Origin of the sequence: Pseudomonas sp. SC3(2021) (assembly GCF_019856535.1) — a bacterium.
GTDB classification, from domain to species: domain Bacteria; phylum Pseudomonadota; class Gammaproteobacteria; order Pseudomonadales; family Pseudomonadaceae; genus Aquipseudomonas; species Aquipseudomonas monsensis.
In genome coordinates, this window is sequence record NZ_CP082236.1 from 3378188 (window position 1) to 3393674 (window position 15487).

The following is a 15487-nucleotide window of genomic DNA, read 5'->3' on the forward strand; positions in this document are numbered from 1 at the left end:
TTTTGCCAGCATGCTTCACGTGTTGATAGTGCAGGCCCATCGAATGGCTCACGCCTGGCTGAACGTACGCGGCTTGACGGGCTTGGCGAAGGTTCCGCTGGCGTCGTAGAGCGCTGGCGGCTCGCCACCGGTGAGGATTTTCAGCTGATTGGCTGTGGCAGCCTGCTGGACCAGGATCGATTGGCCATTGTTGACGTTGGCCGCCTGGCATTGGGCAATGAGATCGGTGAGGACATCACTTTGACTGAGCAATTGATCGCCGATGCTCGACTGGCTGGCCAATTGCTCAAGACCCTGCCGATTGGTCGGCAGGTTGAGGCTGGCGAGGATTTCGCTGCGCTTGCGGCCATGCTGTTCGAGCAGAATGATCAATGCCTGTTTGCGCGCCAGAATTTCTTCCAGCAGTGGCATGTCGCGACCGTGCAAGGCGAGAGACTCGTTTTGCAGCAACTCCAGCAATTGTTGAGCTGGAGCAAAGTCGTCGATGATCAGTTGCAATAAATTAGTGTCGTGCATGGCTGGCCTTGGTTTCTAAGCGTCCAAAAGCCTCGCGCTGGCGGTGGCCTAGCGCTGGGCTTCGAAGTTGAGCAGTTTGCTGGCTACACGGTTGCTGTCGACTTTATAGCTGCCATCGGCAATCGCGGCTTTCAACTCGGCCACACGGGCTTTGTCGACAGCAGGCTGATCGCGCAGCTTGTCAGTGACCTTCTGCAACTGTTGAGCCTCATTGCTGAGGTGTACCGATTCCCCGCTTTTTGCGGTACTGGCCGATTCGGCCGGGGTATTCAGCGGTGCGGAAGTGCCGTTTTCAACGGTTTCCTTCGGCGCGCTGGTACGCGTACTGCCTGTAAGTGACGAGGAGCTGTTCAAACGGCTGAAATCGATGACCATGATAAAAAACCTCTGGGAATTTGGACGCTTGCCATGTTTTCGGCCATCCCCTGGAAAACTTTAGGCCCATTTGGCAATGAGCCTCATGTACCGGCGCGTGTCCTGCTGCGGCACAGTTTAGGGAAGCGGCGAGGTCGGCGCCAGTTTTCTGCTCAGTGGTTCACATGGCCACTTCCACCTGGCCGGGCGCGATGACCTGCGCCTTGATGACCCGCTGGGAGTTGAGGTTTTTCACCCGGATCTGCTCCTTCAAACCGCCGTTGGACAGGGCTTCGCCCGGCATTCGCACAGCCAGCGTACCGCTGCGGGCGATGATGACCACTTGATCGCCCTTGCGAATGACTTCTGCCTGTTCCAGATGCACCTGGGTAATCACCTGATCGGCGACCGTTGGTCGGGTCAATTTCTGCCCGATCGCTTCGTCTACGGACGTCAGAAAACCCTGATTGATCAGGCTGACGTCGCGCTCGCGCAAGGTCACGTCCCGCGGCTCGATAATGCCGGCGCGTTTGAGCGGCCGAGTGGTGGTCACAATCTCGCGAAACAGGCGGACTTGAGCGGGCACGAACACGGTCCAGGGCGAGGTGCCTTCACAGCGAACCTTTACCGTTACCCGGCCCAACGGACGTGCAGGACTCTCCAGGCTGGCTGTCAATTCCTTGTCGCACATAGGCATGTGCATGCGGGGGTCGAGCTGGTTTACTTCGATTTCGTAGCGGCCTTCCGTTTGACTGGTAGCCAGATAGTCTTCTACGGTGAACTCAAGAAAGCCCTGAGTGACGCCGATAAGCATGTCAGGCAAGGTAACCGCATCAGCAATGGCAGGGCTGCCAGCGAAAAAGAAGCAAACGGCGGACACCGCGCAAAGCCCTCTGCGAAGGGAAGATGTCAGGCGTCGGAAAAATGTCGTTTGAGCGTTCATACGAGTTAAAAAGCAAGCGCCGTGCCGTTTAGCAATGAATGTGCGTCGCAACAACACTTGGCGTTGGTGTAGGAGTCTGGGCATGGCTGGTGTAATGGATTCGGTAAACCAGCGCACGCAACTGGTAGGGCAGAATCGCCTGGAGCTGTTGTTGTTCCGTCTCGACGGTCAGCAGCTCTACGGAATCAACGTGTTCAAGGTGCGGGAAGTGCTGCAATGCCCGTCGCTGACGTTGATGCCCAAGTCCAGTCCTGTCGTGTGCGGGGTGGCGAATATCCGGGGGGCAACCATTCCGATCCTCGATCTGGCAATGGCGACCGGTTCCGGGGCGTTGAAAGACAAGAACAGTCCGTTCGTGATCATTACGGAGTACAACACCAAGACCCAGGGTTTCCTGGTTCGCTCGGTGGAGCGCATCGTCAACATGAACTGGGAAGAGATCCATCCGCCACCCAAGGGCACGGGTCGCGATCACTACCTGACCGCTGTGACTCGAGTGGACAATCAGTTAGTCGAAATCATCGACGTCGAGAAAGTGCTGGCGGAAGTGGCGCCGACACCGGAAGCGATTTCGGTGGGTGTGGTCGACGTCGAAACCCAGAGCAAGGCGTTGTCGCTGCGCGTGCTGACGGTCGATGACTCGTCGGTGGCGCGCAAGCAGGTCACGCGTTGCCTGCAGACGGTCGGCGTCGAAGTGGTGGCGCTGAACGACGGCAAGCAGGCGCTGGACTACCTGCGCAAGCTGGTCGACGAGGGCAAGAAGCCGGAAGAAGAGTTCCTGATGATGATTTCCGACATCGAGATGCCGGAGATGGACGGGTACACCCTGACGGCGGAAATCCGCAGCGATCCACGCATGCAAAAGCTTCATATCATCCTGCATACTTCGTTGTCGGGGGTATTCAATCAGGCGATGGTCAAGAAAGTCGGTGCCGATGACTTCCTGGCCAAATTCCGTCCTGATGACCTGGCATCCCGGGTAGTCGACCGGATCAAAGCAGCAGATATCAGCTAGGGGCGCTTTGCCCCTGGCGGTCAACACGATTTAAGAGGCGGCATCATTGTCTACGGGTAATTTGGATTTCGAACAGTTCCGGGTCTTCCTGGAAAAAGCCTGTGGCATTTTGCTCGGTGAAAACAAGCAGTACCTGGTCTCGAGCCGTCTCAACAAACTGATGGAGCAGCAAGGCATCAAATCCCTGGGTGAGCTGGTTCAGCGCATCCAGACCCAGCCGCGCAGCGGTTTGCGCGAGCAGGTGGTCGATGCCATGACGACCAACGAAACCCTGTGGTTTCGTGACACCTATCCGTTTGAAGTCTTGAAGAACAAGGTGCTGCCCGAGGCGATCAAGGCCAGCCCCAACCAGCGTCTGCGGATCTGGTCGGCGGCGTGCTCGTCGGGTCAGGAACCGTATTCGCTGTCGATGTCGATCGACGAGTTCGAGCGCAGCAACCTCGGCCAGTTGAAGATGGGCGTGCAGATCGTTGCCACGGATTTGTCCGGCAGCATGCTGACCAACTGCAAGACCGGCGAGTACGACAGTCTGGCAATCGGTCGCGGCCTGTCCGCCGACCGTCTGCAGCGTTACTTCGACCCGAAAGGGCCGGGGCGCTGGGTGATCAAGGCGCCGATCAAGAACCGGGTGGAATTCCGTTCGTTCAACCTGCTCGACAGCTACGCCAGTCTGGGCAAGTTCGACATCGTGTTCTGCCGCAACGTGCTGATCTACTTCTCCGCCGAGGTGAAGAAAGACATCCTGTTGCGCATTCACAGCACGCTGAAACCGGGCGGGTATCTGTTCCTTGGCGCTTCCGAAGCGCTGAACGGTTTGCCGGATCATTACCAGATGGTCCAGTGCAGCCCGGGGATCATTTACCAGGCGAAGTGATTGGCTGCGGCAACACAAAAAAACGGGAGACCCTAAAAGGTCTCCCGTTTTTTTTGTGCCTGGCATTCAGTCTCAATTCACCACAACCCCCCTGTAGAAGTGAGCCTGCTCGCGATAGCGGTAGCACATCCAACATCATCGGCGCCTGACACACCGCTATCGCGAGCAGGCTCACTCCTACAGAGGACATTGGTGGGTGAGAGAGGGGGGCAAGCGGCAGAAAAGCGGCATCCGGCGGAAACCGGTTGCCGCTTTTCTGGCATTGCCGCATTGCCGATCCCCCGCCAGGCCCCGGTTTACGGGGGTTCTTCTGTTTGGCACGGCCCTTGCTAAAGCTCAGGTACGAAAAACCGGTCACCTGAAGGTTCCCGACATGAGCATCAGCTTCGACAAAGCGCTCGGCATTCACGAACAAGCATTGGGCTTCCGCGCCCAGCGTGCCGAAGTGTTGGCCAACAACATCGCCAACGCCGACACCCCGAACTACAAGGCGCGGGATCTGGACTTCTCCAAAGTGCTCGAAGCACAGACCGAGAAAACCAAAAGCGGTGGCACGTTTGCCCTGAACATGACCAACAGCCGTCACATCGAGGCCGAAGGTCTGGGCAATGGCGACGAATCGCTGATGTATCGCACGCCGATGCAGCCTTCGATCGACCAGAACACCGTGGACGCTCAACTGGAGCAGTCGAACTACGCGGAAAACGCGGTCGGCTTCCAGGCCAGCTTCACCCTGCTCAACAGCAAATTCAAAGGGCTGGTGTCAGCCCTGCGCGGAGAGTAATCCATGTCCCTGTCCAGCGTTTTCAACATTGCCGGCAGCGGCATGAGCGCACAAACCACGCGTCTGAACACCGTGGCCTCGAACATCGCCAACGCCGAAACCGTTTCGTCGAGCATCGACCAGACCTACCGCGCCCGTCACCCGGTGTTCGCCACCATGTTCCAGGGCGGCCAGAACAGCGGCAGCAACTCGCTGTTCCAGAGTCAGGACGCTGCCGGTCAAGGCGTGCAGGTGCTTGGTGTGGTCGAAGACCAGAGCAACCTCGAAGCGCGTTACGAGCCGAACCATCCGGCCGCCGACGCCAAGGGCTACGTCTACTACCCGAACGTCAACGTGGTGGAAGAAATGGCCGACATGATTTCCGCGAGCCGTTCGTTCCAGACCAACGCCGAAATGATGAACACCGCCAAAACCATGATGCAGAAGGTACTGACCCTCGGTCAGTAATAAGGGGCGACTGCCATGAGTGTTTCCGATTCCACCAGCGGCGTGAATATCAAGGACGTCCTGTCCAATTCTTCGGTCAAGACCGGGACGACCACCGACGGCCTGGCTGCAGCCACCAATAGCGCCACCGGCAAGCAGGCCCTGGGCAAAGATGCGTTTCTGCAACTGCTGGTCACCCAGCTGAAAAACCAGAACCCGCTCGATCCGCAGGACAACAGCGAGTTCGTCGCGCAACTGGCGCAGTTCAGCAGCCTGGAAGGCATCACCACGCTGAACACCACCGTCAGTGGCATCGCCGGCAACTACAACTCCTCGCAGGCCCTGCAGGCGTCGTCGCTGGTCGGTCGCTCGGTCATCGCTCAGACCGACAAGGCCGTGGTCGACACCAGCAAGAGCTTCAATGGCTCTGTGGTGGTCCCGGCGTCCGGCGCTGTCTCGGTCACCATCAAGGATACCGACGGCAAAGTCGTGCGCACCATCGACATGGGCACCCAGAAGGCCGGCAACGCCAGTTTCATCTGGGACGGCAAGGACGCGTCCGGTGCGGTCGCGGCCGCGGGCACTTACACGTTCACTGCCAGCGCCACTTACGACGGCAAGGCCACCTCGCTGATCACGTATCTGCCGGCCACCGTCAACAGCGTGACCATCAGCCAGACCGGCGGTGAGTTGATGCTGAACCTGGCGGGCCTGGGCAGCGTCGCGCTGTCCAAAGTACAAACCATTGGTATATAGAGCCGACTAACCGGCACAAAGGAGTGGAATATGTCTTTCAATATCGGCCTTAGCGGTCTCTATGCTGCCAACAAGCAACTGGACGTCACCGGCAACAACATCGCCAACGTGGCCACCACCGGTTTCAAGGCGTCCCGTGCAGAATTCGAAGACGTGTACTCGGCCACCCGCCTGGGCACCGGCAGCAAGACCGTCGGTAACGGCGTGCGTCTGGCCAACGTTTCCCAGCAGTTTGGCCAGGGTGACGTGAACAACACCGGCAACGTGCTGGACATGGGCATCCAGGGCAACGGTTTCTTCATCCTCAGCGACAACGGTTCCCTGAGCTACACCCGTGCCGGTGCGTTCAAGACCGATGCTGAAAACTACGTGGTCGACAACAACGGCAACCGTCTGCAGGGTTATGGCGTCGATGCCAACGGCAAGATCATGACCGGTGTGCTGACCGACCTGAAGATCGACACCTCGTCCCTCAAGCCGAACGCGACCACCAAGATCGACCAGACCATGAACCTGAACTCGGAGGACGTCAAACCTACCGTGGCGCCGTTCAGTCCCACCGATCTGAACAGCTATAACAAGCTGATTTCCACGCCGGTCTTTGACACTCAGGGTAACGAGCACCGCATGGATCAGTACTACGTGAAAACGGGTACCAATGCCTGGAGCGTTTACACCTACATGGATGGTCGTACGCCATCGGACCCGACCAACAACACCCTGACGCCGCTGACCCACAACATCACCTTCAACTCTGACGGCACCATCAATACCGTGACGGCGGGTACTGGCTGGACCCAGGCCGGCAACACCCTGACCATGACTGGTTGGATACCGGGTGTCGTGACCAACCCGGCGACCACGCCTGTGACCTGGGGGCCTAACGGTTCCAAGGCTAACCCGGCCGGTATCGCGTTCAACATGTCGTTGACCACCTCCTTCAACTCGCCGACCGCGCGTACGGCGCAGTACCAGGACGGTTATGCGACTGGCCAGATTTCCAGCCTGACCATCGACTCGACCGGTGTGATGACCGCCAACTTCAGCAACCAGCAGACCAAGGCGATCGGTCAGGTAGCCGTGGCGAGCTTTGCCAACGAGCAAGGCCTGCAGCCGATTGGCGGTACTCGCTGGAAGGAAACCTTTGCCTCGGGTGTGGCGGGTGTTGATGCGCCGAAGACCGGCACCCTGGGGTCGATCGTGTCGAACTCGCTGGAAGAGTCGAACGTGAACCTGACCAATGAGCTGGTGGACCTGATCAAGGCCCAGAGCAACTATCAGGCGAACGCCAAGACCATTTCGACCCAGAGCACCATCATGCAGACCATCATTCAGATGACCTGATTGTGTCGAAAGCGCTCTGCCACTGAAAACCGACGCCTTGGGCGTCGGTTTTTTTTTACCCTGGGGAAATTCAAAATTTCAATAACCCACCGTTCGTCGGGTTGTTGGTTTGAAACTTGCACTCCGCACGCCCAAAGAAAGTTACGCGTCAAAACTTCAGATGATTTGCTTCATTGAGCCAGGACATCGTTCGGCAACAAGGAATTCAGGAAGCTTTCGCACAAGGTTTCACCGTAGTTTCCAACCCACACAAGGAAGATGTAATGGCTGTAATTTATGGTTCTGATGGTGCAGATACTTTGATGGGTACTGCAGGAGACGATCAGATACGCGGGCTTGCCGGTGACGACATCATCAATGGTGGCGATGGCAATGACGTGCTGATCGGCGGCGCGGGTGCCGACCAACTGATTGGCGGTGCCGGCATCGATACGGCCAGTTATGAGGATGACAATTCGGGGGTGGGCGTCACCGTCAACCTGAAGACTGGCGTCAACACCGGTCTGGCCAAGGGCGATACGTTCGTCGGGATCGAAGCCTTCCGGGGCACGGTGTACAGCGATAACTTCGTCGGTAATGCCGAGGCCAATACCTTCGACGGTGCCGGTGGTTATGACACTCTGAGCTACGCCACGTCCGAGCAGGCCGTGAACATTACCGTCAATGGCACCACCGGAAGCGGTCTGGGAGGGGACGCCCAGGGCGACCTGTTCAGCAACATCGAGGTCATCACCGGCTCTGCCAATGCCGATGTGTTTACCGTGAACTCCGGCAGCGTGACGCTCTACGGCGGCGCCGGTAACGATGTGTATATCCTCAATGGCAAAGATTCCATGGCTATTGGTGAACTGGCTGGAGGCGGTGACGACGAGATTCGTACCAACCAGGCCGGCATGGGGATGAGCGGCGAGATCGAGCGCCTGACCTTTACCGGTACCGGTAACTTCACCGGGCGTGGCAATGCCGGGGACAACATCATTACCGGCGGCGCGGGCAACGACGTGCTCATCGGGGGCGCCGGGGCCGACCAGTTGATTGGCGGCGCGGGCATCGACACGGCCAGTTATGAAGATATCGTTTCGGGCGTCGGTGTGACGGTCAACCTCAAGACCGGGGTGCATACCGGCATTGCCACAGGCGACACGTTCAGCAGCATCGAGGTGATTCGCGGTTCCAGCTACGCCGACAATTTTGTCAGCGATGCTGCGGCAACCACCTTTGAGGGCGGCAATGGTTTCGACACATTGAGCTTTGCCGGCTCGGAACAGGGCGTCAATCTGACGGTGGCGAACTCAGCCGGCACCGGCAGCGGTGGCGATGCGCAAGGGGATGCCTTCAGCAACATAGAAGCTTTCTACGGCTCGGCCCAGGCTGACGTGTTCACCGTGACCGCCGGCAGCACCACCTTTTACGGCGGGGCCGGTAACGACGTCTACATCATCAATGGTCCGGGTACGGGCGGGGTTATCGAACTGGCGGGAGGCGGTGACGACGAGATTCGCACCAACCTGACCAGCCTGACCATGGGCAACGAAGTCGAGCGCCTGACCTACACCGGTACCGGTAACTTCACCGGTCGCGGCAGCGCCGGCGACAACATCATTACCGGCGGTGCAGGCAACGACCTGCTGATCGGCGGGGCGGGGGCCGACCAACTGATCGGTGGCGCCGGCATCGACACGGCCAGCTACGAGGACAGCCTCGCCACTGGCGTGACCGTCAATCTGAAAACCGGCGTTAACACCGGTTTCGCTGCGGGCGATACGTTCTCGGGCATCGAGATCATTGTGGGCAGCAAAAACGCCGACACCTTCGTCAGCGGCGTCGAAGCCAACATCTTTGATGGCGGCATTGCCGGGGGTGTCGACACGGTCGATTATTCGACCTCGACACAAGCCGTCAACATCACCCTGACCACGCTCGGCACAGGCAGCGGGCAGGGCGGCGATGCCCAGGGCGATACCTTCACCAATATCGAGAAAGTCGTCGGATCGGCACAGGACGATGTGTTCACCACCGGTGCCGGGACCTTCACGTTGCAGGGTGGGGCGGGTAACGACCTGTACGTGATCAACGGTCCTGCCTATCAAACGATCGTCGAGCTCGCCGGAGGGGGTGACGATGAGGTGCGTACTTCGCTGACGAACATGACGTTGAGCGCCGAAGTCGAGCGCCTGACCTACACCGGTGCCGGCAACTTCACCGGTACCGGCAATGCCGGTAACAACATCATCACCGGTGGCGTCGGCAACGACGTATTGATGGGGGGCGCGGGTGCAGACGCATTCATCGGTGGCGCCGGCAACGATACCGTCAGCTATGACGATTCTTCTGTGGGCGTGACGATCAACCTTAAAACCGGTGCTCACACCGGCATCGCCACTGGCGATACCTTCAACGGCATTGAAGTGATTCGCGGCTCCAAATTCAGCGACACATTTATTGCCGGCAGCGCTGCCGACAAGTTTGAAGGCGGCGCTGTCACGACCGATAACGTCGACGTGGTGGACTACTCGCAATCGGCTGCCGGGATCAATCTGACCCTGGCATCCGGTGCTGGCACCGGCACCGGCGGCGATGCCGAAGGGGATTCGTTCTCCGGCATCGAGAAGATCATCGGTTCGGCCTACGACGACGTATTCAGCTCGAGCACCGGCGGCTTCACCTTGCAGGGCGGGGCGGGTAATGACGTCTACATCATCAACGGCAACGCTTCGCCGGTCATTGTCGAGGTGGCCGGGGGTGGTAACGATGAGGTGCGTACTTCGCTGTCGAGCATGACGTTGAGCGCCGAAGTCGAGCGCCTGACCTACACCGGCACCGGTAACTTTACCGGTGCCGGCAACGCCGGTAACAACATCATCACCGGCGGCGCGGGCAACGACAATTTGTACGGTGGCGGTGGCGCCGACACGTTTATCGGAGGGGCTGGCACCGACACCGTCGGCTATGACGACAGCAACGCGGCGATCACCTTCAACTTCAAGACCGGTGTGCACACCGGCATCGCCGCCGGCGACACTTACGTCGGTATCGAAATGATTCGCGGCACGCAGTACGGTGACACGTTCATCGCCGGCGCCGGCGCAGACAGGATTGACGCAGGTACCGGCAACGCCGTAGACGTGCTGGATTACTCGCAATCCGGCCAGGGCGTAAACCTGACACTGGGTGCGGCCGGCGCAGGATCGGGCGTGGGGACGGGCGGTGACGCCGAGGGTGACAGCTTTGTCGGCATCGAGAAAATCATCGGCTCGGCCTACAACGATGTTTTCACCGCCACTACCAACTCGACCGGTTTTACCGTGCAGGGCGGCAGTGGCGATGATGTCTACATTCTCAATAATGCGGCCTACGGTGCGATCGTCGAACTGGCCGATGGCGGCAATGATGAAGTGCGCACCAATCAGTCGTACTACATCCTCAATGCCGGTATCGAGCGATTGACCTACACCGGAACCGGCGCGTTCATCTCTCGGGGGAATGCGCTGGATAACGTGATCACGGGCGGGGCGGGTAACGACATTTTGTCGGGGGGCGAGGGTGCCGATACCTTCATCGGTGGCGATGGCTTCGATACGGTCAGCTATGACGACGCCGGCGCAGGCGGTGTGACGATCAACCTCAAGACCGGTGAGCACACCGGGATTGCCAAGGGCGACAGCTTCCAGAACATCGAGAGGTTCCTCGGTTCGTCACGTGATGACACGTTCTACGGTAACGAACAGGTCAACAACTTTGATGGCGGCAACGCTCGCGACACCGTGAGCTTCGCCTTGGAAGGTTCAGCTATCACGCTGGATCTCACCAAGCCACTGACCGGCGCGGCGGCTGGCGACACCTACACCAATATCGAAAACTGGGAAGGCACGGCTTTCAACGATACGTTGATCGGCGGCGCCGGTTCCGAGACGTTTATCGGTGGCAAGGGTGCCGACTTCATCGACGGCGGTGCCGGCACCTCCGATGCCGCCTGGTACACGGGCAGTTCGGCGGCGGTACAGGTCGATCTGCTGGCCAACACTGCCACCGGCGGTGATGCCACCGGTGATGTCCTGGTCAATATCGAAGGGCTGCATGGCTCCGCGTTCAACGACACCCTGACAGGCAACGCCACCTGGAACCAGATCTATGGGGGTGAAGGCAACGACTTGGTCTATGGCGGCGATGGCGACGACGCGATTTACGGTGGCAAGTATGAGCCTTACTCCATCAACGGTCCTGATCGCAGCGGCGCTGCCGAGGCCGATCAATTGTTCGGGGGTAACGGTAACGACACCCTATTCAGCGCGAACAACGATATTGGCAGTGTCTTGCACGGTGATGCCGGTAACGACCAGGTCACCGTCTATGCAGGCACCGCCTACGGTGACGAGGGCAACGATATCCTGGAGGGCGTCGGCCCGGAGTATCAGCTGTTTGGTGGTGCCGGTGCTGACACCTTGATCCTGTCTGCCGGCGGTTATGCCTACGGCGGTGAGGGTGGCGACACTTACAAAGTGAATTCGTCGACCACGGTGCTGATCAAGGATGACGGGCTCTATGGCAATGACAAGGTCGAGTTGCAGAACATCAAGTCGTACGCCGATGTGATCATCAAGACCGATGGCACCAATGCCTACATCTTCAACGCGGTGGAGTGGAACGCCGGCAAGCAGAATAATGCGGTGATCCTCGCAGACTGGTATGCCGGTTCCAACACCATTGATACCTTTGTCACCAGCAATGGCGATACCTTCACCATTCCGGTGGTAGGGCAGGCAATGGCTGAGTCGTTTATGGTCTGACGCAGCACTGTAGAAACAACTGGCGGCGAAACCTGAACTTCAGGTTTCGCCGTTTTTTTTGCCCCCGACTTTTTCCGGTCTGCCAGTCTCCGTGGGAGCTGGCGCAGGTGCAAAAGAAAACCCCCGACAAACCAGAAGTCTGTCGGGGGTTTCTTTTATCCGGAGAGCATCAGGCGTCTCGCAACGCCTGATCGGCTCAGCTTATTGGCAAGCTTCGCAGTCCGGCTCGTCGATCGCGCAAGCCTTTGGCACAGGTGCCGGACCGGCCGGAGCAGCCAGTACGGAGTCGTCGCCGTGGTTGCCGCCGCTGGAAACAGCGTTCAGCTTGCCGGTGTTGATGGTCGACTTCTCGGTGCTGGTCGCGGCCAGGGCACGGAGGTAGTAGGTGGTTTTCAGACCACGGTACCAGGCCATGCGGTAGGTCACGTCGAGCTTCTTGCCCGAGGCGCCGGCGATGTACAGGTTCAGCGACTGGGCCTGGTCGATCCACTTCTGACGACGGCTGGCGGCGTCAACGATCCACTTGGTGTCCACTTCGAACGCGGTCGCGTAGAGCTCTTTGAGTTCTTGCGGGATGCGCTCGATCTGCTGAACCGAACCGTCGTAGTACTTCAGGTCGTTGATCATGACCGAGTCCCACAGACCGCGAGCCTTGAGGTCGCGAACCAGGTACGGGTTGATCACGGTGAATTCGCCCGACAGGTTCGATTTCACATACAGGTTCTGGTAGGTCGGTTCGATCGACTGCGAAACGCCAGTGATGTTGGCGATGGTCGCGGTCGGTGCGATGGCCATGATGTTGGAGTTGCGAATGCCTTTCTGTACACGGGCGCGAACCGGTGCCCAGTCCAGGGTTTCGTTCAGGTCAACGTCGATGTACTTCTGGCCACGCGCTTCGATCAGGATCTGTTGCGAATCCAGCGGCAGGATGCCTTTGGACCACAGCGAACCGTTGAAGGTCTCGTACGAGCCACGCTCGTCAGCCAGGTCGCAGGACGCCTGGATCGCGTAATAGCTGACCGCTTCCATCGACTTGTCGGCGAACTCGACGGCAGCGTCGGAACCGTAAGGGATGTGCTGCAGGTACAAGGCGTCCTGGAAGCCCATGATGCCCAGACCGACCGGACGGTGCTTGAAGTTGGAGTTCTTCGCTTGCGGCACCGAGTAGTAGTTGATGTCGATCACGTTGTCGAGCATGCGCACGGCCGTGTTCACGGTGCGTTGCAGCTTGGCGGTGTCCAGCTTGCCATCCACGATGTGGTTCGGCAGGTTGATCGAGCCCAGGTTGCAAACGGCGATCTCGTCCTTGTTGGTGTTCAAGGTGATCTCGGTGCACAGGTTCGAGCTGTGAACCACGCCAACGTGCTGCTGCGGGCTGCGCAGGTTGCACGGGTCTTTGAAAGTCAGCCATGGGTGGCCGGTTTCGAACAGCATGGACAGCATTTTGCGCCACAGGTCTTTGGCCTGGATGGTCTTGAACAGCTTGACCTTGCCCGGGTACTCGGTCAGCGCTTCGTAGTACTCGTAGCGCTCTTCGAAGGCTTTACCGGTCAGGTCGTGCAGGTCCGGTACTTCCGATGGCGAGAACAGGGTCCACTTGCCGTCATCGAAGACGCGCTTCATGAACAGGTCAGGGATCCAGTTGGCGGTGTTCATGTCGTGGGTACGACGACGATCATCACCGGTGTTTTTACGCAGCTCGATGAACTCTTCGATGTCCATGTGCCAGGTTTCCAGGTAGGCACAGACAGCGCCTTTGCGCTTGCCACCCTGGTTAACGGCTACGGCGGTGTCGTTCACCACTTTCAGGAACGGAACCACGCCTTGCGACTTGCCGTTGGTGCCCTTGATGTAAGAGCCCAGTGCACGCACCGGCGTCCAGTCGTTGCCCAGGCCACCCGCGAATTTCGACAACATGGCGTTGTCGTGGATCGCGTGGTAGATGCCCGACAGGTCGTCCGGAACGGTGGTCAGGTAGCAGCTCGACAGCTGTGGACGCAGGGTGCCGGCGTTGAACAGGGTCGGGGTCGAAGCCATGTAGTCGAAGGACGACAGCAGGTTGTAGAACTCGATCGCACGGTCTTCTTTCTGCTTTTCTTCGATCGCCAGGCCCATGGCCACACGCATGAAGAAGATCTGCGGCAGTTCGAAACGCACGCCATCCTTGTGGATGAAGTAACGGTCGTACAGGGTCTGCAGGCCCAGGTAGGTGAATTGCTGATCGCGCTCGTGGTTGATCGCCTTGCCCAGTTTTTCCAGGTCGAAGGTGGCCAGCACAGGGTTCAGCAGTTCGAACTCGATACCTTTGGCGACGTAGGCCGGCAGTGCCTTGGCGTACAGGTCGGCCATTTCGTGGTGAGTGGCGCTTTCGGCGACACCGAGGAAGCCCAGGCCTTCGGCACGCAGGGTGTCCATCAGCAGGCGGGCGGTCACGAACGAGTAGTTCGGCTCGCGTTCAACCAGCGTACGCGCGGTCATCACCAGGGCGGTGTTGACGTCGTTCAGGGCCACGCCGTCGTACAGGTTCTTCAGGGTTTCGCGCTGGATCAGATCGCCATCGACTTCTTCCAGACCTTCGCAGGCCTCGGTGACGATGGTGTTCAGACGACCCATGTCCAGAGGCGCAAGGCTACCGTCGGCGCGGGTGATGCGGATCGACGGGTGGGCCTGTACCGGCTCTTCGGTGGTGCGAACGGCGCGCTCCTTGGAGCGGGCATCACGGTAGATCACGTAGTCACGAGCGACTTTCTGCTCGCCGGCACGCATCAGGGCCAGTTCGACCTGGTCCTGGATTTCTTCGATGTGGATGGTGCCGCCCGATGGCATGCGACGCTTGAAGGTCGCGGTGACCTGTTCGGTCAGGCGGGCAACGGTGTCGTGGATTCGCGACGAAGCAGCAGCGGTGCCGCCCTCAACTGCGAGAAACGCTTTGGTGATAGCGACGGTGATCTTGTCATCGGTGTAAGGAACGACAGTGCCATTACGCTTGATCACGCGCAGTTGACCAGGCGCGGTGGCTGCCAGATCCGAAGTCGAATCGGCGGCCTGCGGCAAGGTGCCCTGCGGGTTCTCGCGAGTTGTGTCGGTTTGCATGGGGGGTGATCTCCACATTCTCTATGTTTGTTTGGGCACCATCATGGTGCTCACCGTTCTGGTCCGAAGCACTACAACCGACGGGCGTCGGGCATAACAACTTCGGACCAGTAGGAAAAAGGCTAATGACGCCGCATCCTTGCCGAAGTTTTTGGCTGCGAGCCAAGGCTCGAGCCGGATTCCTTCCAGGGTGACAGTCATGACTGCAACACCCGTACCGTTCCGGTCGTTTCCAACCTGAAAAACGATGCCATCCGCAAGTGCGGTTTGGGCTTTGAAAAACTTGCTTGGTTCAACCGGAAACTGGCAATAAAGCGCTTGAGTTTCAGGTCCGAAATGTGGTTGGGCGTTTAAGCGGAAAACCCTATATGTAGGGTCTATCCTTGCGCCGTGCTACAAGATAATGCGTTTCGAGGGGGCTTGCAACGTACTAGCTGTGGATAAACCTGTGCGTAAATTGTGTAAGAAACACGGAATTCCCGTGTAGGCCGCGAACCTGCTGAGCTAGACCGTCTGTCACCGTTTTTTCCTTGGGAAAAACGCTTCAGCGGATTTTTAAGGGCGCGAACCCTATCACAAAAAACCGCCTTGTCCG

At 58.9% G+C, this 15487-nt stretch carries 11 protein-coding genes; 7 read left to right on the top strand and 4 right to left on the bottom strand.

Annotated elements, in window-relative coordinates; translation table 11 throughout:
* Positions 1 to 48: 48 nt before the first annotated feature.
* From K5Y35_RS15060 to flgA, 3 genes are all read right to left on the bottom strand, one after another.
* Positions 49 to 516, bottom strand: a complete 468-nt coding sequence (locus K5Y35_RS15060; protein ID WP_123466961.1) for a flagella synthesis protein FlgN — start codon at positions 514 to 516, stop codon at positions 49 to 51.
* 48 nt (positions 517 to 564) lie between these two features.
* Positions 565 to 891 (bottom strand): flagellar biosynthesis anti-sigma factor FlgM, encoded by a 327-nt coding sequence (gene flgM / locus K5Y35_RS15065; protein ID WP_123466959.1) that lies wholly within the window; start codon positions 889 to 891, stop codon positions 565 to 567.
* Between the two features lie 160 nt (positions 892 to 1051).
* Positions 1052 to 1813: a flagellar basal body P-ring formation chaperone FlgA gene (flgA, locus tag K5Y35_RS15070; RefSeq protein ID WP_123466957.1), complete on the bottom strand. Its 762-nt coding sequence runs from the start codon at positions 1811 to 1813 to the stop codon at positions 1052 to 1054.
* A gap of 82 nt (positions 1814 to 1895) precedes the next feature.
* On the opposite strand from flgA, the gene K5Y35_RS15075 reads away from it, so the two are divergent.
* The 7 genes from K5Y35_RS15075 to K5Y35_RS15105 all read left to right on the top strand — a co-directional run bounded on the left by K5Y35_RS15075 (position 1896) and on the right by K5Y35_RS15105 (position 11799).
* Positions 1896 to 2828: a chemotaxis protein CheV gene (locus tag K5Y35_RS15075; RefSeq protein WP_041074300.1), complete on the top strand. Its 933-nt coding sequence runs from the start codon at positions 1896 to 1898 to the stop codon at positions 2826 to 2828.
* 46 nt (positions 2829 to 2874) lie between these two features.
* Positions 2875 to 3702, top strand: a complete 828-nt coding sequence (cheR, locus tag K5Y35_RS15080) for a protein-glutamate O-methyltransferase CheR (protein WP_007963053.1) — start codon at positions 2875 to 2877, stop codon at positions 3700 to 3702.
* Between the two features lie 373 nt (positions 3703 to 4075).
* Positions 4076 to 4486, top strand: coding sequence for a flagellar basal body rod protein FlgB (gene flgB, locus K5Y35_RS15085; protein WP_123466954.1), 411 nt, complete (start codon positions 4076 to 4078; stop codon positions 4484 to 4486).
* 3 nt (positions 4487 to 4489) lie between these two features.
* Positions 4490 to 4933: a flagellar basal body rod protein FlgC gene (flgC, locus tag K5Y35_RS15090; protein WP_003227217.1), complete on the top strand. Its 444-nt coding sequence runs from the start codon at positions 4490 to 4492 to the stop codon at positions 4931 to 4933.
* 15 nt (positions 4934 to 4948) lie between these two features.
* The gene (gene flgD / locus K5Y35_RS15095; protein WP_222832274.1) at positions 4949 to 5668 is read left to right on the top strand and encodes a flagellar hook assembly protein FlgD; all 720 of its coding nucleotides are present in this window, start codon (positions 4949 to 4951) and stop codon (positions 5666 to 5668) included.
* Positions 5669 to 5698: 30 nt separating this feature from the next.
* Positions 5699 to 7012, top strand: coding sequence for a flagellar hook protein FlgE (gene flgE / locus K5Y35_RS15100; protein ID WP_123466950.1), 1314 nt, complete (start codon positions 5699 to 5701; stop codon positions 7010 to 7012).
* 263 nt (positions 7013 to 7275) lie between these two features.
* Positions 7276 to 11799: a beta strand repeat-containing protein gene (locus K5Y35_RS15105; RefSeq protein ID WP_222832275.1), complete on the top strand. Its 4524-nt coding sequence runs from the start codon at positions 7276 to 7278 to the stop codon at positions 11797 to 11799.
* 201 nt (positions 11800 to 12000) lie between these two features.
* On the opposite strand, the gene K5Y35_RS15110 is transcribed toward K5Y35_RS15105, so the two are convergent.
* Positions 12001 to 14892, bottom strand: coding sequence for a ribonucleoside-diphosphate reductase subunit alpha (locus K5Y35_RS15110; protein WP_123466946.1), 2892 nt, complete (start codon positions 14890 to 14892; stop codon positions 12001 to 12003).
* Positions 14893 to 15487 lie beyond the last annotated feature (595 nt).

Excerpts from the sequence above, each read along its gene's own strand:
- flgM (WP_123466959.1), bottom strand. The coding sequence starts at position 891 with ATGGTCATCGATTTCAGCCGTTTGAACAGCTCCTCGTCACTTACAGGC.
- K5Y35_RS15075 (WP_041074300.1), top strand. The coding sequence starts at position 1,896 with ATGGCTGGTGTAATGGATTCGGTAAACCAGCGCACGCAACTGGTAGGG.
- K5Y35_RS15060 (WP_123466961.1), bottom strand. The coding sequence starts at position 516 with ATGCACGACACTAATTTATTGCAACTGATCATCGACGACTTTGCTCCA.
- flgB (WP_123466954.1), top strand. The coding sequence starts at position 4,076 with ATGAGCATCAGCTTCGACAAAGCGCTCGGCATTCACGAACAAGCATTG.
- flgD (WP_222832274.1), top strand. The coding sequence starts at position 4,949 with ATGAGTGTTTCCGATTCCACCAGCGGCGTGAATATCAAGGACGTCCTG.
- flgC (WP_003227217.1), top strand. The coding sequence starts at position 4,490 with ATGTCCCTGTCCAGCGTTTTCAACATTGCCGGCAGCGGCATGAGCGCA.
- K5Y35_RS15110 (WP_123466946.1), bottom strand. The coding sequence starts at position 14,892 with ATGCAAACCGACACAACTCGCGAGAACCCGCAGGGCACCTTGCCGCAG.
- flgA (WP_123466957.1), bottom strand. The coding sequence starts at position 1,813 with ATGAACGCTCAAACGACATTTTTCCGACGCCTGACATCTTCCCTTCGC.
- K5Y35_RS15105 (WP_222832275.1), top strand. The coding sequence starts at position 7,276 with ATGGCTGTAATTTATGGTTCTGATGGTGCAGATACTTTGATGGGTACT.
- flgE (WP_123466950.1), top strand. The coding sequence starts at position 5,699 with ATGTCTTTCAATATCGGCCTTAGCGGTCTCTATGCTGCCAACAAGCAA.